19 protein-coding genes and 2 tRNA genes are annotated in these 19,709 nt (G+C 71.3%); 17 read left to right on the top strand and 4 right to left on the bottom strand.

The features are described 5' to 3' along the window. Positions 1–109 precede the first annotated feature (109 nt). Positions 110–1,558, top strand: coding sequence for a GTPase ObgE (gene obgE / locus ACH4RC_RS25900; protein WP_398205209.1), 1,449 nt, complete (start codon positions 110–112; stop codon positions 1,556–1,558). 165 nt (positions 1,559–1,723) lie between these two features. On the opposite strand, the gene ACH4RC_RS25895 is transcribed toward obgE, so the two are convergent. Then, positions 1,724–3,823, bottom strand: coding sequence for a hypothetical protein (locus ACH4RC_RS25895; RefSeq protein WP_398205207.1), 2,100 nt, complete (start codon positions 3,821–3,823; stop codon positions 1,724–1,726). Positions 3,824–4,073: 250 nt separating this feature from the next. On the opposite strand from ACH4RC_RS25895, the gene proB reads away from it, so the two are divergent. The 5 genes from proB (at position 4,074) to ACH4RC_RS25870 (ending at position 9,244) form a co-directional block, all read left to right on the top strand. Beyond that, positions 4,074–5,261, top strand: coding sequence for a glutamate 5-kinase (gene proB, locus ACH4RC_RS25890; RefSeq protein WP_398205205.1), 1,188 nt, complete (start codon positions 4,074–4,076; stop codon positions 5,259–5,261). A gap of 163 nt (positions 5,262–5,424) precedes the next feature. Continuing rightward, the gene (locus tag ACH4RC_RS25885; RefSeq protein ID WP_398205449.1) at positions 5,425–5,943 is read left to right on the top strand and encodes a hypothetical protein; all 519 of its coding nucleotides are present in this window, start codon (positions 5,425–5,427) and stop codon (positions 5,941–5,943) included. 185 nt (positions 5,944–6,128) lie between these two features. Then, positions 6,129–7,418 (top strand): glutamate-5-semialdehyde dehydrogenase, encoded by a 1,290-nt coding sequence (locus ACH4RC_RS25880; RefSeq protein WP_398205203.1) that lies wholly within the window; start codon positions 6,129–6,131, stop codon positions 7,416–7,418. Positions 7,419–7,459: 41 nt separating this feature from the next. Next, entirely contained in the window at positions 7,460–8,077 is a 618-nt protein-coding gene (locus tag ACH4RC_RS25875) for a hypothetical protein (RefSeq protein WP_398205201.1), read from the top strand. 78 nt (positions 8,078–8,155) lie between these two features. Continuing rightward, the gene (locus ACH4RC_RS25870) at positions 8,156–9,244 is read left to right on the top strand and encodes a hypothetical protein (protein ID WP_398205200.1); all 1,089 of its coding nucleotides are present in this window, start codon (positions 8,156–8,158) and stop codon (positions 9,242–9,244) included. A gap of 78 nt (positions 9,245–9,322) precedes the next feature. Here the strand turns inward: ACH4RC_RS25870 and ACH4RC_RS25865 are convergent, their stop codons facing one another. Beyond that, positions 9,323–10,495 carry a M48 family metallopeptidase gene (locus ACH4RC_RS25865; RefSeq protein WP_398205199.1) on the bottom strand — a complete coding sequence of 391 codons (1,173 nt, stop codon included), beginning with the start codon at positions 10,493–10,495 and terminating at the stop codon, positions 9,323–9,325. Positions 10,496–10,673: 178 nt separating this feature from the next. Between ACH4RC_RS25865 and ACH4RC_RS25860 the strand changes: the two genes are divergently transcribed. The 7 genes from ACH4RC_RS25860 (at position 10,674) to ACH4RC_RS25830 (ending at position 15,090) form a co-directional block, all read left to right on the top strand. Then, the gene (locus tag ACH4RC_RS25860) at positions 10,674–10,832 is read left to right on the top strand and encodes a hypothetical protein (protein ID WP_398205198.1); all 159 of its coding nucleotides are present in this window, start codon (positions 10,674–10,676) and stop codon (positions 10,830–10,832) included. A gap of 146 nt (positions 10,833–10,978) precedes the next feature. Continuing rightward, entirely contained in the window at positions 10,979–11,143 is a 165-nt protein-coding gene (locus ACH4RC_RS25855; protein ID WP_398205196.1) for a hypothetical protein, read from the top strand. Between the two features lie 59 nt (positions 11,144–11,202). Further along, positions 11,203–11,865, top strand: a complete 663-nt coding sequence (gene nadD / locus ACH4RC_RS25850; RefSeq protein ID WP_398205195.1) for a nicotinate-nucleotide adenylyltransferase — start codon at positions 11,203–11,205, stop codon at positions 11,863–11,865. Positions 11,866–11,890: 25 nt separating this feature from the next. Next, positions 11,891–13,636, top strand: a complete 1,746-nt coding sequence (locus tag ACH4RC_RS25845) for an LCP family protein (RefSeq protein ID WP_398205194.1) — start codon at positions 11,891–11,893, stop codon at positions 13,634–13,636. Positions 13,637–13,799: 163 nt separating this feature from the next. Further along, positions 13,800–14,258: a ribosome silencing factor gene (gene rsfS / locus ACH4RC_RS25840; protein WP_398205192.1), complete on the top strand. Its 459-nt coding sequence runs from the start codon at positions 13,800–13,802 to the stop codon at positions 14,256–14,258. Continuing rightward, positions 14,255–14,905: a histidine phosphatase family protein gene (locus ACH4RC_RS25835; protein WP_398205191.1), complete on the top strand. Its 651-nt coding sequence runs from the start codon at positions 14,255–14,257 to the stop codon at positions 14,903–14,905. The genes rsfS and ACH4RC_RS25835 overlap by 4 nt, the downstream gene beginning before the upstream one ends. Positions 14,906–15,017: 112 nt before the next feature. Further along, a tRNA-Ala gene (locus ACH4RC_RS25830) sits at positions 15,018–15,090 on the top strand. 37 nt (positions 15,091–15,127) lie between these two features. Here ACH4RC_RS25830 and ACH4RC_RS25825 read toward each other — a convergent pair. Continuing rightward, a complete protein-coding gene (locus ACH4RC_RS25825) occupies positions 15,128–16,075 on the bottom strand; it encodes a helix-turn-helix transcriptional regulator (protein WP_398205190.1) in 948 nt (315 codons plus the stop codon). A 122-nt stretch (positions 16,076–16,197) separates the two neighbouring features. Between ACH4RC_RS25825 and ACH4RC_RS25820 the strand changes: the two genes are divergently transcribed. The 3 genes from ACH4RC_RS25820 to ACH4RC_RS25810 all read left to right on the top strand — a co-directional run bounded on the left by ACH4RC_RS25820 (position 16,198) and on the right by ACH4RC_RS25810 (position 18,233). Beyond that, positions 16,198–17,670, top strand: coding sequence for an MFS transporter (locus tag ACH4RC_RS25820; RefSeq protein ID WP_398205188.1), 1,473 nt, complete (start codon positions 16,198–16,200; stop codon positions 17,668–17,670). An 88-nt stretch (positions 17,671–17,758) separates the two neighbouring features. Next, positions 17,759–17,989 (top strand): hypothetical protein, encoded by a 231-nt coding sequence (locus ACH4RC_RS25815; protein WP_398205187.1) that lies wholly within the window; start codon positions 17,759–17,761, stop codon positions 17,987–17,989. Between the two features lie 10 nt (positions 17,990–17,999). After that, a complete protein-coding gene (locus tag ACH4RC_RS25810; protein ID WP_398205186.1) occupies positions 18,000–18,233 on the top strand; it encodes a hypothetical protein in 234 nt (77 codons plus the stop codon). Here the strand turns inward: ACH4RC_RS25810 and ACH4RC_RS25805 are convergent. Then, positions 18,202–19,401 (bottom strand): glycosyltransferase 87 family protein, encoded by a 1,200-nt coding sequence (locus ACH4RC_RS25805; RefSeq protein WP_398205184.1) that lies wholly within the window; start codon positions 19,399–19,401, stop codon positions 18,202–18,204. The two genes, ACH4RC_RS25810 and ACH4RC_RS25805, sit on opposite strands and share 32 nt — an antisense overlap. A gap of 146 nt (positions 19,402–19,547) precedes the next feature. Between ACH4RC_RS25805 and ACH4RC_RS25800 the strand changes: the two genes are divergently transcribed. After that, positions 19,548–19,620, top strand: a tRNA-Ala gene (locus ACH4RC_RS25800). Positions 19,621–19,709 lie beyond the last annotated feature (89 nt).

The following is a 19,709-nucleotide window of genomic DNA, read 5'->3' as shown; positions in this document are numbered from 1 at the left end:
TCGCGAGGCGGACCTCACTTCCCTCTGGGGAAGCGGGTCCGCCTTTCGCGTGTTGCCCATGGATGCAGCACGCTGTAGTAACCACGTACGTTTCTGGAGGCACTGACCAATGACCACCTTCGTGGACCGCGTCGAACTGCATGTCGCCGCGGGTAGCGGAGGCCACGGCTGTGCCTCCGTCCACCGTGAGAAGTTCAAGCCGCTCGGCGGCCCGGACGGCGGCAACGGCGGCCGTGGCGGCGACGTCATCCTGGTCGTGGACCAGTCGGTGACGACGCTCCTCGACTACCACCACTCTCCGCACCGCAAGGCCACCGCGGGCAAGCCCGGCGAGGGCGGCAACCGCTCCGGCAAGGATGGTGAGGACCTGGTCCTGCCCGTCCCCGACGGCACCGTCGTCCTCGACAAGCAGGGCAACGTCCTCGCGGACCTCGTCGGCCAGGGCACGACCTTCATCGCTGCCCAGGGCGGCCGCGGCGGCCTCGGCAACGCGGCGCTCGCCTCGGCCCGCCGCAAGGCCCCCGGCTTCGCCCTCCTCGGCGTCCCCGGCGACCTGCGTGACGTCGTCCTCGAACTGAAGACGGTCGCGGACGTGGCCCTGGTGGGCTACCCGAGCGCCGGCAAGTCCTCGCTCATCTCGGTGCTCTCGGCCGCCAAGCCGAAGATCGCCGACTACCCCTTCACGACGCTGGTCCCCAACCTCGGCGTCGTCACCGCGGGCGCCACGGTCTACACGATCGCCGACGTCCCCGGCCTCATCCCGGGCGCCAGCCAGGGCAAGGGCCTCGGCCTGGAGTTCCTGCGCCACGTCGAGCGCTGCTCGGTCCTCGTGCACGTCCTGGACACGGCGACCCTGGAGTCCGACCGCGACCCCGTCTCCGACCTCGACACCATCGAGGCCGAGCTGCGCGAGTACGGCGCGGGCCTGGAGAACCGGCCGCGCCTCGTCGTCCTGAACAAGATCGACGTGCCCGACGGCCAGGACCTCGCCGAGATGGTCAGGCCCGACCTGGAGGAGCGCGGCTACCGCGTCTTCGAGGTCTCCGCCGTCGCCCACAAGGGCCTCAAGGAGCTGTCGTTCGCCCTTGCCGAGTTGGTGGGCACCGCGCGCGCCGCGAAGCCGAAGGAGGAGGCGACCCGCATCGTCATCCGCCCGAAGGCCGTGGACGACTCCGGCTTCACCGTCGTGCGCGAAGAGGTCGAGGGCGAGCCGCTGTTCCGCGTGCGCGGCGAGAAGCCGGAGCGCTGGGTGCGCCAGACCGACTTCAACAACGACGAGGCCGTCGGCTACCTCGCCGACCGCCTCAGCCGCCTCGGCGTCGAGGACCAGCTGATGAAGGCGGGCGCGCGCAACGGCGACGGCGTCGCCATCGGCCCCGAGGAGAACGCGGTCGTCTTCGACTGGGAGCCCACCATGATGGCGGGCGCCGAGATGCTCGGCCGCCGTGGCGAGGACCACCGTATGGAGGCGCCGCGACCGGCCGCCCAGCGCCGCCGCGACCGGCAGGCGGAGCGGGACGAGGCGGAGCAGGAGTACGACGAGTTCAAGCCGTTCTGACCTTGATCAGGCGGTCCGGCCCTGTTCGGGCCGCCTGGGGCTTTTGACGTGGTACGGGCCTGAGGTCTTTGACGCGGTACGGGCCTGAGGCTTCTGACGCGGTACGGGAGAGGGCCCGGGGAGATCATCTCCCCGGGCCCTCTCCCGTACGCCTGTGCGTAGGCGTTACGGCGTCAGCGCGTCCGCGTCCTCCGACTCCGGCGCCGCCTCCGAGGCGATCGCGTCGGCCACCTGCTCCTCGACGGAGTCCTCACGCTGCGCGGGGATCTCCGTGTCGCCGCGCGCGGCCATCCGGGCGCGGCGCTCGTCGGCCCGCTCGCACAGGGCGCGTACGGCCCCGTTGAAGCGGTCGATGGACGGCGGGTCCGTGGGGCCCAGGAGCTGCTCCTTGAGCTCCAGACGGGCCTCGCTGTACACGTCGTCGGCCTCGCCGCGCACGGCCGCGAGAAGGGCGGGTACGTCCTGGGCGTCCGGCGCGAGGATCGTCGCGGCGCTGACCGTGGGGAATCCGGCGCGGAACTCGGCCTCGGTGAGGCCGGAGGTGTTCGCGACGGCGTACGGCTTCTCGCTGGCCAGCCAGTCCGAGACGACCGAGGACACGTCGGAGACGAGCACGTCGGCCTGGTTGAAGCAGGTGAAGATCGCGGGCCGGGCGTCGGTGACGACGAGGTGCTCCCACTCGGGGAACGAGGCCCAGTACGCCTGCTCCCACGCCGCGGTCGCCTCGGCCACGGCTGCCTGCCGGCCGCCGTCGGGGCTGCCCTGGAGCAGCATCTTCTCCATGTCGTCGGCGCTGGTGCGGAACGCCGTCGAGGTCAGCTTGTCGAGCTCGGCGGTGCGGCGGACCAGCTCGGCGGCGGCCGCGGGTCCCGGCCGGGCGCCGGAGCGTCGTGTGTTGGCCTCGCGGATCATCGCCATGATGCGCTCGTTGGCGGCGCCCGCGGCGGGGACCTGTGAACCGGTCATCGGGTGCGGCTTGTAGACGAGGCGCACGCGGTCGTCGGCGAGCAGGTGGCGGACGATGTTCTCACCGGCCAGGATCACCGAGGTGTTGCCGGGGTTGCCGTCCCAGCCCTCCCACGTGGGCGCGTAGAGGACGGTGGTGAAGGGCTTCTCGGCCGGGCCGGACGCGGTCCGGATGGGGGAGAGCTGCGGGCGGCCCACCTCGACGACGTCCTTGTCCTCGACGCCGACGTCGGCCAGCTGGTAGCGGTCGCGGGCGGCGGGGCCCGCCACCCACACCTCGTCGTAGGCCTTGGCGTACGGGTTGCAGGACGAGAGCTTGTCGGACTCGCCGTGGTTGATGAACGCGTGCTTGATCGTCGGGATGCGCAGCACCTGCGAGGTCTTCGCGGCGTTCGCGGGGTGCAGCATCATCTTCAGCGTCGAGTTCTCCAGGGAGAACATCGTGGCGACCTTCGGGAAGCAGATGATCGGCACGTCGGTGGCGTCGATCTTGTTGACCATGAAGCGCTCGCGCAGCACGATCAGCGGCTTGCCGTCCACGTCGGCGAGGGTGGAGAGCCACATGTTCGCCTGGTACGCGGAGGTCGTGCCGCCCGAGAAGTACATGGCGACGGTCGGCTTGTACTCCGCGAGCCACTTGTCGAGCCACTCCATGACCTTGGCCTCGCTCAGCGACCGCTTCCCGGGCAGCAGCCAGGTGGCCAGGTAGAGCGTGCCGCCGCCGAAGAGGGCGATGGAGAGGCCGATGCCGATGCCGCCCCAGTAGGCGTCGGTCGTCGCGGCCGTGATCAGCAGGCCCGCGGTGGCCGGGATCGAGAAGGCGAGCAGGCGGTGGCTGGGCCGACGGGCCAGGATGCGCGGCGGGGCGGCGGACAGGCGCAGCGCCGAGGCGTCGATGTTGCGGGTGAGGATCGGCAGCGTACGGGTGCGGCGGACCAGGACCGCGGCGGCCTGGCAGCCGAAGTGCAGCACGTACACGGCGAGGAGCGCGAAGAGGAGCGGCGCCTGCTCACCCGTCGGGTCGATGCCGTCGACGCGCAGCAGGCCGACGAAGATCAGCATGTCGCGCAGCAGCTGTCGCACGGTGACGTCGAAGCGCACCTTGGCCAGGAGGGACAGCAGGCCCGGCTGCCGGTACTGCAGATACGTGTCGAGCGCGAGGCCGGCCGCGCTCGCGGCGACGAACACCGGGACGTTCGGGAGGGACGCGCTGACGAGCTGGGCCACGAAGAGCGCGAACATCGCCAGCAGCGCTGAGAGCTGCACGATGCGGCGCGGGGCAAGTCCGGCGGAGGGCACGGGCTGGGCTCCTGGCAGAGATAGGAGGGGAACAGGAGGGAAACAGCAGAGGATCGGTAGGGGGTCAGGCGTGAAAAGGCTGACCACTGACCGTATGACTTCGAGCGGTCCCGTAGCAATCCTCCGTGACGGCAATCACCCGAAAAAGGGGCAAAGGGCACGCAACTCGGGGGACCATTTCCCCGTCGGAGCTGTCCGCCCCTCGAAACCCGGCTCCACTCGCGTGGGCACGTCACGTACATTGCGGTCCATGTCAGGGGCAACACGTGCGGCACGGCAGGGTGTGGCGGAAGCGCGCCGGATCGTCGTCAAGGTCGGATCGTCATCGCTCACCACGGCCGCGGGGGGCCTGGACGCCGACCGGGTCGACGCCCTCGTGGACGTCCTCGCCAAGTATCACGGCGGCCCGTCGGGCGGCCCCTCGGGCGGCCCCTCGGGCGGCCCCTCGGGCGGTGGAGGCAAGGAGATCGTCCTCGTCTCGTCCGGTGCCATCGCCGCCGGGCTCGCGCCGCTCGGCCTCACCCGCCGCCCCAAGGACCTGGCCCGCCAGCAGGCCGCCGCCAGCGTCGGCCAGGGCCTCCTCGTGGCCCGCTACACCGCCTCCTTCGCGCGCTACGGCGTCCGCGTCGGCCAGATCCTCCTGACCAGCGACGACATGGCACGCCGCACCCACCACCGCAACGCCTCGCGCACCGTCGACCAGCTCCTCACCATGGGCGCCCTGCCGGTCGTCAACGAGAACGACACCGTCGCCACCGACGAGATCCGCTTCGGCGACAACGACCGGCTCGCCGCCCTCGTCGCCCACCTCGTCCACGCCGACCTGCTCGTCCTCCTCTCCGACGTCGACGGCCTCTACGACGGCGATCCGAGCAGGCCCGGCACCTCCCGCGTCGCCGAGGTGCGCGGCCCCGCCGACATCGCGCACGTCAAGATCGGCAGCGCCGGGAAGGCGGGCGTCGGCACCGGCGGCATGGTCACCAAGGTCGAGGCCGCCTCCATCGCCGCCGCCGCCGGCATCCCCGTCGTCCTCACCAGCGCCAGCCACGCCGCCGACGCCCTCGCCGCCCGCGACACCGGCACCTACTTCCACCGCACGGGCCGCCGCAGCGCCGACCGGCTGCTCTGGCTCCAGCACGCGTCCACACCGCGCGGCTCCCTCACCCTGGACGACGGCGCCGTCCAGGCCGTCGTCGAGCGCCGTACGTCGCTGCTCCCGGCCGGGATCGCGGCCGTCGAGGGCGAGTTCAGCGCGGGCGACCCGGTCGAGCTGCGGGACGGCGAGGGCCGCGCCGTCGCCCGCGGCCTCGTCAACTTCGACGCCAAGGAGATCCCGCAACTCATCGGCCGCTCCACCCGTGAACTGGCCCGCGCCCTCGGCCCCGCCTATGAGCGCGAAGTCGTACACGCGGACGACCTGGTCCTCCTCCGGGCGTGATCCGGGGGCCGACCGCCTTCGAAAGCGTTGTGCAATCGGCCGAAAGCCTGCCACCCGCGGGGGACCTTCCGTAAAACCACCCCAAGACGGTTCGCGTCCTGCTCAACTCTTGATGCAGGCAGTTCATGCAGAGCATGTTCACGCAGTGCGTGTGCACGCGGACATGCGGAGAGTTCCGCACGACCATTGCGCAAAGGAGGCCGTCGTGAGACGAGCGCGCCCGGGGGCGACGCCCCGAGCGTCGGCGGAGCGGGCACTGACCAGCGTGGCCGCCGGGGACGCCTACGAGGGGGAGGCCGCGGGGGACGCGGGACCCGACAGCAGGGGCGTGGCCGAAGAGGGCCCCCGGCTCTGGCACATCACGCTCACCGTCTCCGGCGCCGAGACGCCCCTCGCCGAGGTCCGCCGCGGCCTCGAACAGCTCGCTCACGACCACCCCTTCCTCCTGACCAGCCGTTACGCCGTCGACCACGCGGAGATCCGCTACTGGGAGGAGGCCCGGGACCTGCACGACGCGGCGGCCGTCGCGCTGCGCCTGTGGGGCGAGCACCGCCAGACCTCGCAGCTGCCGCCCTGGGAGATCGTCGGCCTGGAGGTCATCGACCGCGAGACCTACCACCACCGCATCGCCGAGGGCCACGGACCGCTGCCGGCGACCCCGGTGGGCGTGCACCCTTTTTGAGGACGCCGCTCCGGCAAGCCCTGGCCCGCGCGAAGATTGAACGTACACATTCTTGACGGGCGCCACATTTCGGGCGGACACCCGTTTCAAACGACTCTCCCGCGCCGGCCTGCCCCTTTTCGGCCATGTCTCACCTCCCGGAACAGGATCTGGACGCCCGCCCGGCCCCCGCTACCCTGCGGTGCATGACGTCGCCTTCGCTCAACCCGTACGACTCGATGACCCCCGTCACCCGGGCCGCCTACCGCGCCCGCGGCGCCGCCAACGACCTCGCCCCGCTGCCGCGCGCCGAGAAGGACGACGCGCTCGCGGCCATCGCCGACGCCCTGGAAGTGCGCACCGCGGAGATCGTCGAGGCCAACGCCGAGGACATCGCGCGCGCCCGCGAGGCCGGCACCAGCGAGTCGATCATCGACCGCCTCACCCTCACCCCCGAGCGGGTCCGCGCCATCGCCTCCGACGTGCGCGACGTCATCGCCCTGCCCGACCCGGTCGGCACCGTCGTCCGCGGCAACACCCTCCCGAACGGCATCGACCTGCGCCAGGTCCGCGTCCCGCTCGGCGTCGTCGGCATCATCTACGAGGCCCGGCCCAACGTCACCGTCGACGCCGCCGCCCTCTGCCTCAAGTCCGGCAACGCCGTCCTGCTGCGCGGCAGCTCCTCCGCCTACGCCTCGAACACCGCGCTCGTGCGCGTGCTCCGCGACGCCGTCGGCGGCAGCGGCCTGCCCGCCGACGCGATCCAGCTCGTGCCCGGCGACAGCCGCGACTCGGTCACCGAGCTGATGCGCGCCCGCGGCCTCGTCGACGTCCTCATCCCGCGCGGCGGCGCCTCCCTCATCAAGAACGTGGTGGAGAACTCGATCGTCCCCGTGATCGAGACCGGCACCGGCAACTGCCACGTCTACGTCGACGCCCACGCCGACATCGACATGGCCGTCGACATCCTGATCAACTCCAAGGCGCAGCGGCCTTCCGTCTGCAACGCCGCCGAGACGCTCCTCGTCCACCAGGACATCGCCGACACCTTCGTGCCGCGCGCCCTGGACGCCCTCGCCGACGCCGGCGTCACCGTCCACGCCGACCCGCGGATCCTCGCCTACGCCGACCGCTCCAAGGCCACCGTCGTCGAGGCGACCCACGAGGACTGGGAGACCGAGTACCTCTCGTACGACATCGCGGCCGCCGTCGTCGACGACCTCGACCGGGCCGTCGAACACATCCGCCTCTGGTCCTCGGGACACACCGAGGCCATCGTCACCACCGACCAGCGCGCCGCCCGCCGCTTCACCCAGTTGGTCGACTCCACGACCGTCGCGGTCAACGCCTCCACCCGCTTCACCGACGGCGGCCAGTTCGGCTTCGGCGCCGAGATCGGCATCTCCACCCAGAAGCTGCACGCCCGCGGCCCCATGGGCCTGCCCGAGCTGACGAGCACCAAGTACATCGTCACCGGCGACGGCCACACCCGCTGAGCAGCGACTTCCACGGTGAATTTCCGTACCGTCTGCCCAAATTGACCCCTCCGGTCTACTCTGGACGGGTGCCGGAGGACGTGGGGGGCGCGCCGTTCCCGGACGGCTGGGAGCCCGACGACGACCACGACCGCGGGGGCTGGGACGAAGAGTTCGCCTCCGTGGTCTTCGACGAGGACTTCGTGCAGGCCGCCGAGGTCCATGAGCCCACCGCGGTCGAACGGCTGCTCGCCGCGGCCCAGGCCCGCGCCGACGCCCAGGAGGCCGAGGCCCGCAGAGCCCGCACCCGCCGCGGCCCCGACGACGACTTCTACGACGACGCCGACGGGTACGGCCCGGGCGGCGCGACCGGATTCGGCCGCCTGCACGACGACGCCGACGCCCTGTACGAGGAGGGCTTGGAGCAGGACGGCCGGGGCGGCCCGCACACCGGCATGGTCCGCTGGCGCAGGCCCGTCGCCTGGGCGCTCGCCCTGCTCATGGGCGTCGGCATGGTCGCCCTCGCCTTCACCGCCGTCTACCGGGGCGCCTCGTCGGGCCGCCAGGAACAGGTGCCGCCGCCCGCGACGACCGAACTGGAGAAGGGTCTTCCAGGTCCGCCCTCCGCCTCGGTCGACCACTCCCGGCCTGCGGTTTCGGCGGTTCCCCGGACCCCCTGAGCGGCGCCGGTCACGGACGGCGGAAGTTGTCGCGCACGAGGGCGTTTACTCAACGACCCGGGGACCTAACCTGAAGGTATGGGCGGCCCAGGAGACCCCCCGGAGGGGACACCGGAAGGTGGCCCCACCGGCGGCGGCGGAAGCGAGGACGAATACGGGTCCGTCGTGTTCGACGAGTCCTTCGTCCGCGCCGCCCGCCTCCAGGAGTTCTCCGCCCAGGAGCGCATCTCCGACCACGCGCCCGCCGTACGCCGCACGCCCGCGCTGCGCCGCGGCCTCACCCGCCAGGCCGTCATCCTCGTCGTCCTGATCGTCATCGCCTTCGGCACCGCGATCTACATGGGCGTCCGCAGCCCCTACCGCGCGACCCCGTCCGCCCGCGACCCCGAACAGCTGCGGATGACGGTGATCCCGCTCGCCCCCGACACCAAGGTGCCCGGCGCCGCCTCCGTCCGTGAGCTGTACCGGCACAGCCCCGCCGCCCGGTTCGGCACCGCCGCCGACGGCATCACGCTGCCGCCCGCGGGCCGGCGCACCGCGCACTTCTCCGACAGCCAGGTCGTCACCGCCCTGACCACCGTCAAGGACTACCTCGTCGACTCCTCGCTCGACCCGGACGTGCTCACCGGGGGAGCGGTCAGGACCGTCCGCATGCTCGTCGACCCCGGGCAGCTCGACCAGTTCGACCAGAGCTTCGACCGGCCCGCCATGGACGGGCGGCACGCCGCGACCGGCTGGCTCGTCCGCTTCGACCCGGCCGAGGCAGAACTCGCCGACCCGCACATCCGCGTACGCGGCACCCTGAACGCCGAGGAGACCGCGACGGACACCCTCGAGGTCACCTCGGACCACACCTTCGTCTACGCGCTGCGCCCGGTCGGCGCCGCCGTCGGCGACGGGGCCCGGGCCTCCCTGTTCACCGTCCGCCGCGCGCTGCACTTCCGCTTCGACCGCGACGACCTGCGCAACCACCAGACCGAGCTGCTCGTCTCCTACGTGCAGGCCGGGCCGCTCTCCTGCTCCGCCGACCAGTCCGAGCACCTGCACCCGCTGCTCGCGGGCCAGACGGCGACGCAGGACGGCCCGGCGGGCACCGACCCGTTCGCGACGGGCAGTGCGACCGCGCTGTGCGGCGCGCTCGCACCCAGCGCCCAGCCGTCCGTCTGACCCCTTCTCGCCACTGGTCCGGGGTCAGTTCTCCGCGTCGTCCGCTTCTTGTTCTTGTTCCTGCCAGTGGCTCGGGGGTCAGCTCTCGGTGTCGTCGGCCGAGCCGTGGTTGCCGTCGTTGCCGCCGCCCTTCGTCCCGCCGGTTCCGCCGGTTCCGCCGGCCGTCCCGCCGGTTCCGCTGCCCGTCCCCCCGGTTCCGCTGCCCGTCCCGCCGCCGTTGCCGAAGCCGCCGAAGCCGCGCCGGACCCGGCCGCCGAGGTCGCCCGCGCCGCCCGCGATGTCGCTGACCAGCTTCATCAGCGGGTCCTTCGAGTTCTTCATGTGGTCGGTGTAGTGCGCGGCCGACTCGCGGAAGGAGTCGGTCACCGAGGCGTCCTTGTCCTCGGTGCGGCGCGGGTAGTGCCCGTCCATGAGCCGCTGGTAGTCGCGGGTCTCCGCCCACTTCTTCAGCTCGGCGGCGCGCACCGTCGTGAACGGGTGGGAGCGCGGCATCACGTTCAGGATCTTCAGGACGGAGTCGCGCAGGTCGCCCCCGGCCTCGTACTCCTCGGCCTGCTTGAGGAACGCGTCCACGTTCATCTCGTGCAGGTGGTTGCCGCCCGCGATCTTCATCAGGCCGCGCATGGAGGCTTTGAGGTCCTGGCCGACCAGCAGACCGGCGCGGTCCGCCGAGAGCTCGGACTTGCGGAACCACTCGCGCAGCGCCGTCACGATCGCCATGATCGCGAGGTTGCCGAGCGGGATCCACGCCACGCGCAGCGCGAGGGTGGTCAGGAACAGCAATATCGTCCGGTAGACCGAGTGGCCGGACAGCGCGTGGCCCACCTCGTGGCCGACGACCGCCCGCATCTCCTCCTCGTCGAGGAGCTCCACCAGACCGGTGGTGACGACGATGATCGGCTCGTCCAGGCCGATGCACATCGCGTTCGGCTGCGGGTCCTGGTTCACGTACATCGGCGGGACCTTCTCCAGGTCCAGGATGTAACAGGCGTCCCGCAACATCGAGTTCAGGTGCGCGAACTGGTCGTCCGAGACGCGCACGGAGTCCGACAGGAACAGCAGACGCAGACTGCGCTCCGGCAGCAGGCCGCTCAGCGCCTTGAAGACCGTGTCGAAGCCGGTCAGCTTGCGCAGCGCCACCAGCGCCGAGCGGTCCGCCGGGTGTTCGTACGCGCGCGAGGAGATTCCGGGGAAGCGCCTGCGCTGCCTGCTGGGTACGTGGTCGCTGTGCTCGTTCGGTACGTCGGGCATGGGCCCCCCATGTCGATGGCATGTCGATGCGCGTGTCGGTACGCGTGAAGGTACGGCTCGGTACGGCTCCGTACCTATGTGGACGCGCGTGTCGCTGTGTTCGGTTGTGCCCCCGAGGCGGGATCCACATTAAGCGGAGTTACCGTGGCGGGGCAGCACACAGAAGGAGCGAACCGTGATGGATCACCACTCAGCCGGCGCGGGCCTCGGCCACGCCGTCGCCGCCGCGTCCGATCAGGGGCCTGGCAGCCTGCTGCGCATCGTGCTGGTCGTGGCCATATTGGGCGCCGTGTTCATGGCCTGGTTCCTGCTGCGGGGTTACAAGCGCGACGACTGAGTCCCGGACCGGGCCCAGCACCGGCCGCGAGTTTTGGACCCGTACGGCAGAGTCGGCGTGAGCGCCGCGAGGGCCCCCGCTTACGATGGTCGTGAAGTCTTTATCCCGATCACACCCGATCCCACACCGGATAGGTCCTGCTGACGATGAGCCTCCCAAGCACCGCTGCCCAGCTGGCCACTCTCGCTGCCGAGGGCGGCGAGCACGGCGGCAACCACGAGAGCATCAGCCCCCTTGTGACGGGTGGTGCCGCGTTCATCATCCTGATCCTCCTGCTGTGGATCACCACCCGCTTCAACCGCGACCGCTGAGCGGACCGCTCAGGCCCACGGCGCGAACCACTCGGACCGGGCCAGTAGGCTCTGCACGCATGGGAGCGCAGGACATGCCTACCGGCCCGGTCAACAGCCCGGCCGGCGGCCCGGACCACGAGCGGGAATCGCCCGCCAAGCGACGCCTCGGCGTCATGGGCGGGACGTTCGACCCGATCCACCACGGACACCTGGTGGCGGCCAGTGAGGTCGCCGCGCAGTTCCACCTCGACGAGGTGGTCTTCGTACCGACCGGGAAGCCGTGGCAGAAGAGCGACAAGACCGTGTCGCCGCCCGAGGACCGTTATCTGATGACGGTCATCGCGACCGCCGAGAACCCGCAGTTCTCCGTGAGCCGCATCGACATCGACCGCGGCGGTCCGACGTACACCACGGACACCCTGCGCGATCTGCGCGCGCTCAACCCGGACACGGACCTCTTCTTCATCACGGGCGCCGACGCCCTGGGCCAGATCCTCACCTGGCGTTACACCGAAGAGCTCTTCTCCCTGGCACACTTCATCGGCGTCACCCGGCCCGGCCACCCGCTCACCGATCCGGGGCTTCCCGAGGGCGGTGTCTCGCTCGTCGAGGTGCCGGCGCTCGCGATCTCGTCCACGGACTGCCGGGACAGGGTCGCCAAGGGGGATCCCATCTGGTACATGGTGCCGGACGGGGTGGTGCGCTACATCGACAAACGCCGGCTGTACCGAGGCGAATGACCCTGCACCGCCGAGAGGGGCATCGGTGAACGACCGCTACGACGGTTACGACCAGCGTGACGAGAGTTACGAGCTGGTCGGCTACGACGAGTTCGGCCGGCCGGTGTACCGGCAGGCCCAGCAGACGCCGTCGTACGAACAGAACGCGCAGAACGCGCAGAACGCGCAGAACGCAGGCTACGGGTACGGGTATGGGTACGGGCACGATCCGTACGCGACGGGGCAGCAGCAGCCGGTGCAGCAGCCGGTGCCGCAACAGCCTGCGCAGCAGCAGCAGCCGGCGCAGTCCTACGACCCGTATGCGAACGGGGATCCGTACGCTGCCGGAGGGCATTACGCCACCGGCGCCTACGACCCGTACGGGCAGGCACAGCAGGCGCAGCAAGCACAGCAGGCGCCTCAGCAGACCGAGCAGGCGACCGCCTACATCCCGCAGCAGGCGGCGCCACCACAGGAACAGCAGGTCCAGCGGGGCGAACCGGACCAGCGAGGCGAACCGGAACCGGACCGGGACTACCGCACCGAGCAGTTCTCCTTCGTCGAGGAGCCGGACGAGAACTCCGAAGACGTCATCGACTGGCTGGCGTTCACCGAGTCGCGCAGCGAGCGGCGCGAGGAGGCGCGGCGCCGCGCCCGCGGCCGGGTCGTCGCGCTCATCGTCGTCCTCGCGCTGTGCCTGGTCGGCGGCGTCGGGTACCTCGCCTACGCGGGCAAGCTGCCCTTTCTGTCGAAGGACGACAAGAAGGCGGGCGGCGCCGCCGCGACCGGCCCGCAGAACCGTGACGTCATCGTCGTCCACCTGCACAACACCAAGGGCGGCGGCACGTCCTCGGCGCTGCTCGTGAACAACGCCACGACGAAGCAGGGCAGCACCGTCCTGCTGCCCAACTCCCTTGCCCTGAGCGGCGACGACGGCACGGCCACCACCCTCGGCAAGTCCGTCGACGAGGACGGCTCCTCCGGCACCAGCGGCGCCGTCGACACTCTGCTCGGGACGGAGATCGAGGGCACCTGGCGGCTCGACACCCCGTACCTCAACAACCTCGTCGAACTCGTCGGCAACATCGAGGTCGACACGAACACCGACGTGCCCGACCCGGCCAAGAAGGGCACCACCCTCGTCCACAAGGGCGAGGCGCAGACCCTCAGCGGCCCGATGGCCGTGGCGTACGCCACCTACCGGGGCAAGGGCGAGGCGGAGACGGCCCAGCTCATGCGGTTCGGGCAGGTCATGCAGGCGGTGCTGCGCAAGCTGTCGTCCGACCCGCAGGCCGCGACGACCACCGTGCAGACCCTCGCGCAGATCCTCGACCCGTCGCTGACCGAGAAGGACCTCGGCGCCTTCCTCGCCAAGCTCGCCGACCACGCCAAGGAGGGCGACTACAAGACCGCCCTGCTGCCGGTCCAGCAGAACGGCAGCCTCTCCGAGGAGAGCGCGGACTCCGTCGTGAAGGACGTCCTCGGCGGCACCGTCAAGGCTCCCGCCGCCGGTGACTCGCTGCGCGTCGCCGTCAAGAACGCGACCGGCGCCGCCTCCCGCACCGAGAAGGCCCGTGTCGCCCTGGTCAACGGCGGCTACACCTTCGTCTCGGGCGGCAACGCCGGCTCGGTCGCCGCGTCCCAGGTCACCTACGGCGACGACGCCCGCAAGCAGGACGCCGTCGAGGTCGCCAAGACGCTCGGCCTGCCGACGTCGGCGGTGAAGAAGGACGAGGCCGCGTCCAACGCGGACGTCTCCGTCGTCCTCGGCCAGGACTACAGCGCCTCGTGACGTCCGGCCTGTGACGCCTTCCGGCGGCCCCGGAATCCGCAGAAATCGCCGCGGGCCGGGGCCGCCGGGAAAGCCGTAAGGCCATCCGGCGGTCCGTGAGACCCTTGAGGTACCCCCGGCAGTGACATCTCGGGGGCTCTGACCGCCGACCGAAAGCCTTGTAGTGACCGCCACTGACCGTTCCCTCGAGCTCATCACCGTCGCCGCGCAGGCGGCCGCCGACAAGCTCGCGCACGACATCATCGCCTACGACGTCAGCGACGTGCTGTCCATCACGGACGCCTTCCTGCTCGCCTCAGCGCCCAACGACCGCCAGGTCAAGTCGATCGTCGACGAGATCGAGGAGCAGCTGAACAAGCAGCTCGGCACCAAGCCGGTCCGCCGCGAGGGCGACCGCGACGCCCGCTGGATCCTGCTCGACTACGTCGACATCGTCGTCCACGTCCAGCACAGCGAGGAGCGCGTCTTCTACGCCCTGGAGCGGCTCTGGAAGGACTGCCCCGAGCTGGAGCTGCCCGCCGACGCCAAGGCCACCCGCGGCAAGGCCGCCGAACACTCCCAGCGCGAGCAGGCCGCGGCAGAGGCGGAGGAGATGCGCGACCTCGGCGGTGAGCTGCTTTGACCAGCGGCTCCGTCCGGGGCCGCCGCGTCGTACTGTGGCGGCACGGCCAGACGTCCTGGAACCTGGAGCGCCGCTTCCAGGGCAGCACGGACATCGAGCTGACCGCGACCGGTGTCGCCCAGGCCCGCCGCGCGGCCCGGCTGCTGGCCTCGCTGAAGCCGGACGCCGTCGTCGCCTCCGACCTGAAGCGGGCCGCGGCCACGGCCGCCGAGCTGGCCGCCCTGACCGGCCTCGACGTCACGTACGACGAGAACCTGCGCGAGACGTACGCCGGTGAGTGGCAGGGCCTCACGCACGACGAGATCATCGCCCGGTACGGCGAGCAGTACGCCGCGTGGAAGCGCGGCGAGCCGGTGCGCCGCGGCGGCGGCGAACTGGAGACCGAGGTCGCCGACCGGGCCGCGCCCGTCGTGCTGCGGCACGCGGACAAGCTCCCGGAGGACGGCCTGCTCGTCGTGGTCAGCCACGGCGGCACCATCCGCACGACCATCGGCCGCCTCCTGGGTCTGGAGTCCCCCCACTGGGAGGGGCTCGGGGGCCTGACGAACTGCTGCTGGTCCGTCCTCGGCGAGGGCGCCCGCGGCTGGCGGCTGCTCGAACACAACGCGGGCACGCTGCCCGAGCCGGTCCTCGGCGACGACGACTGAGCCGGTCCCCGCGGGGGGAGCGGGGGCCGGATTTCACTTTCCGGCAGGTCGCAGGCTAAAGTTCTTCTTGTTCGGGCCGCCGGGAAAACAACCGGGGGAAAGAACACGGCAAGGGGCTATAGCTCAGTTGGTAGAGCGCCTGCATGGCATGCAGGAGGTCAGGAGTTCAATTCTCCTTAGCTCCACAGAAAGTATCCGAGAGATACCGAAGATCCCGTCCCGTCAGGGGCGGGATCTTTTGTCGTCCGCGCGCAATGCGCCCAGAAGCGCGCGCGTCTCCTCGTCCACCGGCGAATACACCACGATCCGGCACTCCGGCATGTTGTCGACCGACAGGGACGTCGAGGTCATGCGCAGCTCCCCGTCGAGCGCCTGGTGCCGGAACGTCTTGATGTACTTGCCGGGCGGTGCGACGTCGCCGCCCCGCCACAGGCCGTCGAAGCAGTCGCTGGCGTCGGACAGGGCGCGGATGAACTCCTCCCAGGCCGGCTCGCCCACATGCCGCCCGTACGCCGAGCGCAGGATGCCCACCATCACCGGCAGCTCGTCCTCCCGGAAGAGCAGCGGGCACAGCTCGTCCGGTGTCACGAACAGCGTCCACATGGCGTTCGCCACCCGCCCCGTCCCGGTCTCCCGCAGGTCCGCGGGGACCGGGAAGAGCAGGCGGTAGGCGAGGTTCGTCGCCAGCAGGTCGTACCGCGCGTTGTAGACCACCGCCGGAAGCGGGTCCATGGCGTCGAGAATGCCCTGCACATCCGCCGCGACCGTCTGCGCGGCGGTCTCCGGCGCCGCGTCGTACGCCACCCCCGCCAGCTGGTACAGGTGCTCCCGCTCCGGCCGCTCCAGGCGCAGCGTGCGCGCCACCGCGTCCAGGACCTGCGGCGAGGCGTTGATGGGACGGCCCTGCTCCAGCCACGTGTACCAGGTGACGCCGACGCCGGAGAGCTGCGCGACCTCCTCGCGGCGCAGCCCGGGGGTGCGCCTGCGTGGGCCCGGTGCCATGCCGACGTCCTGCGGGGTCACTCTGGCGCGGCGGCTGCGCAGGAAGGCGGCCAGTTCCGGCCTGCGGCGGTGGGTCACGCGTCCTGCCGTGTCCTTCGCCCTGTGCTCCGCCGTGTGCTCTGCCGTGTGCTCCGCCTTGTGCCCTGCGGCAGGGTCCGTCGCGGTCATCGTCCTCACATCCCCCATCGTGCGCGCCGGTCACGCGCCCCGAAAGGCGTGTACCGGGTGCTGGCGGTACCAGCATCAGCGGGCTCTCACGACCCGGGCCCGGCCGCCGCCAGGCTCGCACCATGACGACAACCACTCCGGAGAGCCCGCGCTCCCCAACTCCCGAATCCAGTAAAGCCGCCGCCACTGACAACGGCACGGCGGACCGTCGCGGCAGGCTGCTCGCGGTGGTCCTCACCGCCCAGTTCATGGCCGTGCTCGACGTGTTCATCGTGAACGTCGCCGCCCCCACCCTGCGCACCGAGCTGCATGCGTCGGGCGCCGCGTTGCAGCTGGTCATCGCCGGTTACACCATCACGTACGCGGTACTCCTGATCACCGGCGCGCGCCTCGGCGACCTGTTCGGGCACCGCCGGGCCGTGCTCGCCGGGCTCGCGCTGTTCACCGCCGCCTCGCTCGCCTGCGGACTGGCGCAGAGCAGCGGCCAGTTGATCGCGTTCCGCATGGCGCAGGGCGCGGGCTCGGCGCTGATGATCCCGCAGGTGCTCAGCCTCATCCAGCGCCACTCGACCGGCGAGGTCCGCACCCGCGCGCTCGGCGCCTACGCGGCGGTCCTCGCCGTCGGCGCGGCGGCCGGGCAGGTGCTCGGCGGCGTCCTGGTCAGCGCCGACCTCCTCGGCACCGGCTGGCGCGCGGTGTTCCTGGTGAACGTGCCGGTGGGCCTGGCCCTGCTCGCCCTGGGCCACCGCGAGCTGCCCCGCGACGGCGCGCACGGGGCGGAGCGGGCGCGCCCCCTCGACCTGCCGGGGCTCCTCCTGCTCGGCGGCGCCGTCTGCCTGCTCACGGTGCCGCTCGTGCTCGGCCAGGAGTCGGACTGGCCGGTGTGGTCCTGGCTGTGCCTGGCCGGCTCCGTCGTGGTCTTCGCGCTGTTCTGCGCCTACGAGGCCGCTCTCGCCCGGCGCGGGGGCGCACCGCTGATCGCGCCGCGGGTGCTGCGCGTGCCCGGCATCGGTCTGGCTGTCCTCCAGATCCTCGTGGCGATGGCCGTCAACGCCGGTTTCCTGTTCACGCTGACGCTGCATCTTCAGAGCGGCCTGGGGTACAGCGCGCTGCGCGGCGGCCTGACGTTCGCGCCCGCCGCCGTGGTGTTCGGCGCGGTCGGGCTGACCTGGCGGCGCTGGCCCGCTCGGTGGCAACGGGCGCTGACCCCGGCCGGGTTCGTGCTCGCGGCGGCCGGGGCGCTCGGTACCGGGCTCGCGCTGCGGGGCGGCGGAGACGGCGGTCTCTGGCTCTACGTGTCCTTCACGGCGCTCGGCGCCGGTCTGTCCCTCGGCTTCAGCCCGACGCTCACCCGGGCGCTCGCGACAGTGCGGTCGCAGGACGCGGCCGACGCCAGCGGGCTGCTCGCCACAGTGACGCAACTCGGCCAACTTCTGGGGGTGGCCGCTTTTGGCGCACTTTTCCTCCATCGCGTTGAAACGGCCGGAGCCCCCGGGGCGTATACCTCTGCGGACGCGCTCCTGATGTGCACCTATGCGCTGGCGGGAGCGGCCGCCCTGGGCGCCGTATCCGGACTGGTACGCAGGCGTCGCTGACCGTATTGCTCCGGCCGTGGCAGAATCGGACGGCCGGAAGGGGGCTGAGTCCGACCGGTGCGAACGGCCCGAGGGGAGGAACCGCACGATGCCCTTGAGCATCATCGAGGAGACCGACCGTCTCCTCGGCGTCCCCGTGCCACCTGCGAAGTCCTCGTCGGCCCTGCGGTTCCCGCCCCGATCCTCCGGTGATGTGCCCCCTGTCATGGATGTTCTCCTCGACTGTCCGTCCTGCGGCTCCCTCCACGTCGCCCAGATGCTGGGCGACAACGGCGGGATCTCGTACGTGTGCACGGCCTGCGGCCACAGCTGGAGCTGAGCGGATAGACATGGGTGCACACAGGCGGAAGTGCGATTGGTGCGGCAGCGGCACGCCCATCGTGCGCGACATGGAGCCGACGAACCCGAACTACCAGTACTGGTGCGAGGAGTGCGCGCGGGCGCTGGTCATAAAAGGCGACCCGATCGAGACGTACCGCGAGCTGGAGGGCGAGCCGATCTACGGCCGCCTCCTCGACGAGCACTGCACGCTCAAGCGGTTCTATTCGTTCGCCCGAGCCTGACCGCGTACGCCGCGTAGACCAAGAACGCGCAGCCCGCTCCCGCGTAGAGCGCCGACAGTAGTAACTGCGCTCCGTTCTGTCGCAGTTCGAGTCGTCCACTGCCGTGCGGCACCCACCACAGGGCGTACGTGCAGAACAGCGCGGCCAGCGACGCGGCGGCGCGCCGGCGGCCCGACTCCCACACCAGGAGGGCCAGCGGCACGCACCACACCCAGTGGTGCGACCAGGAGACCGGGCTGACCAGGAGCGCGGTCGTCGCGCACGCCATCACGGCCTCGGCCCGCCGTCCGCGCAGCGCCGCCGTGACGGCGACGGTCAGGCCCAGCAAGGCCGTCACCGCGGCGGCGAGCGCCCACCACGGGCTCGGGTCGCCGGTGTGCAGGAGGCGGGCCAGGACGCCGCGCAGCGACTGGTTCGCGGTGTCCTCGGCGTGCCCGGCCCGGCCCGCGTCGAAGATCATCCGGGTCCAGAAGCGCCGGGAGTCGGACGGCAGCGCGATGGCGGCCAGCGTCGTGGCGCCGAGGAACGCGCACGAGGCCACGCACGCGTGCCGCAGCCACGGCCGCCAGGCATCCCGCCCGGTGACGGCCAGCGCGACGCCGGTGACCAGCAGGAAGACGACGAACAGGGCCGGCGTCAGCTTGATGGCGGCGGCCGCCCCGATGCCCACCCCGGCCCAGCGGTTCCCCGGGCGCCGCGTCAGGTCCCACAGGATCAGCACGGTCAGGAGGAGATTGACCTGCCCGTAGCGGAGCGTCGTCCACACCGGTTCGCACCACACGGCGCCCGCCGCCAGCCACAGGGCGTGCTCCGCGCCCGCGCGCCGCCCCACGAGCCGCAAGGAGAGCTGCGCGAAGGCGACAAGGAGCGCGAGGTTCGCGACGGTCGCGGCGGCGCGCATGGCGGCGACGTCGAGGAGCGTCAGCGGCGCGAAGAGCAGAGCGGCGAACGGCGGGTACGTCGTGGGCAGCCGGGCGTGCGTCGTGCGCAGCGCGTACAGGTCGCCGCCGGCCCGCACGGTCGCGCCCTCCGCCCGGTAGACCATCAGGTCGATCATCGATACATGGGCGGCTCGCTGGGCCAGCCAGAAGCCCCCGAAGGAGAGCAGGCAGACGGCCAGGGCCACGGGTACACGGCGAGGGGCACGGGACAGGACGAGCGCGGTCACGTCAGGCGACCCTAGTGGTCGCAACCCACGTCTATCCGCCCAGAGCGGGTCAGATGGGAAACGATTTGGTGATGCACCTGGGTGACCGTGTAATGTTGGCGTCGCCGCCGGGGAAACCGACAGGGGAACCGGTCGGAACACCGCAAGGGGCTATAGCTCAGTTGGTAGAGCGCCTGCATGGCATGCAGGAGGTCAGGAGTTCAATTCTCCTTAGCTCCACAAGAGTTCGCAGCAGAAGAGTTCGAAACAGTACGGAAGCGGGGGCGGCGCAGGGCTGGGCCCCGGCACTGTGTGGCAGTCGACAAAGC

The sequence above is a fragment of the Streptomyces sp. NPDC016845 genome (assembly GCF_044332585.1).
Taxonomy (GTDB): Bacteria; Actinomycetota; Actinomycetes; order Streptomycetales; family Streptomycetaceae; genus Streptomyces.
This window is presented reverse-complemented; position numbering and strand designations above follow the sequence as displayed.